Raw genomic sequence first — 1,160 nt, 5'->3', positions numbered from 1 at the left:
GGTCACGTGGTTTTCGTGGCGGTGAGGATGGCCTGGACGGGGATGACGTCGGGCGGGATGTCGGCGGGGTTCTTGGTGATGGCCTGGGTCACCTTGAACCCGCATTCCTCGAGCCAGTGCTGGTAGGTCGACAGTTTCTGGGGGCCGCCCTGGCCCATGGCGGCGCCGATGAAGAAGGCGGGGAAGAAGTCGACGTTGTAGTTGTCGGTGTCCTTGATGTTCTCGGGATAGACCGGGACCAGGATGTGGACCGTGCCGCCGGTGTTGAGGGCGGTGTGGACGCCGGTCAGGATCCGGATCACGTCGCTCTTGTCGAACATGTCCAGGAAGTGCTTGATCAGTACGGTGTCGTAGCCCTGCGGGATCTGCTCGAAGACGTTGCCGCCGATGAAGGACAGGTGGTCCTCCAGGCCCTCGGCCTTGAAGTTGGCCAGTGCCTCGCTCTGCTTGTCGGGCAGGTCGAAGGTGGTGACCCTGAGTCCCGGGGAGGCCTTGTGGCGGTAGGTGTGGATCGCGCCGAGGCCGGTGTTGCCGGCGACGTCGAGGACCCTGTGCCGGCGACGTCGAGGACCCTGGAGCCGGCCGGGATGTCGATGTGGTCGAAGAACCAGGGGTCGATGTTGGCGGTGACGTTGTTCATCAGCTTCAGCCAGGAGTCGTTGAGGTCCTGGTGGTCGGCGACCGCGTCGTAGAGGGTGCCCTCGGCTCCGTAGAGCTCCTTGAGGCCCACGACGGTACCGGTGCGGGCGCTCTCGGTCAGGTAGAACAGCTGGCGCAGCGCGGTGACCTTGATCAGGTTCATGTAGGCCAGCGCCCGGTTGAGGTCACCGACCGGGACGTCCGCGAGCGCGTCGAGGCGGTAGGTGCCGGCTGCCTCGTCGTGCGCGACGAAGCCCTCCTTGACCAGCAGGAACAGCAGTTGTTCCACGACGTCCGGCTTGGTGCCGGCCGCCTCGCCGAGCTGGGCCGCGCTCAGACCGGGACGCTCACGCAGCGTGTCGACGATGCCCAGCTCGAAACTGGCGACCAGACTCATGAACCGCGAGGGTCCCACCATGTACTCACGCAGCCGGGCGAGTGTGGCCTGCGGTGTCATGCCTGCTCCTCAGTGTGCTGGGCGAACCGGCGGGCCAGAGCCAGCCGCTGGACCTTCAACGTGG

1 protein-coding gene and 1 pseudogene are annotated in these 1,160 nt (G+C 65.9%); both read right to left on the bottom strand.

Annotation, left to right across the window (positions count from 1 at the left end; translation table 11 throughout):
* Nucleotides 1-2: 2 nt before the first annotated feature.
* Nucleotides 3-512: a methyltransferase gene (locus ADK64_RS47025; protein WP_234384490.1), complete on the bottom strand. Its 510-nt coding sequence runs from the start codon at nucleotides 510-512 to the stop codon at nucleotides 3-5.
* 383 nt (nucleotides 513-895) lie between these two features.
* Nucleotides 896-1,036: pseudogene (locus ADK64_RS48895) on the bottom strand (methyltransferase family protein); the annotation flags it as partial.
* Nucleotides 1,037-1,160: the final 124 nt, after the last annotated feature.

The sequence above is a fragment of the Streptomyces sp. MMG1121 genome (assembly GCF_001280015.1).
Classification (GTDB): domain Bacteria; phylum Actinomycetota; class Actinomycetes; order Streptomycetales; family Streptomycetaceae; genus Streptomyces.
Note: the sequence above shows the minus strand (reverse complement) of the source record. Positions and strands in the feature narration are given on the sequence as shown.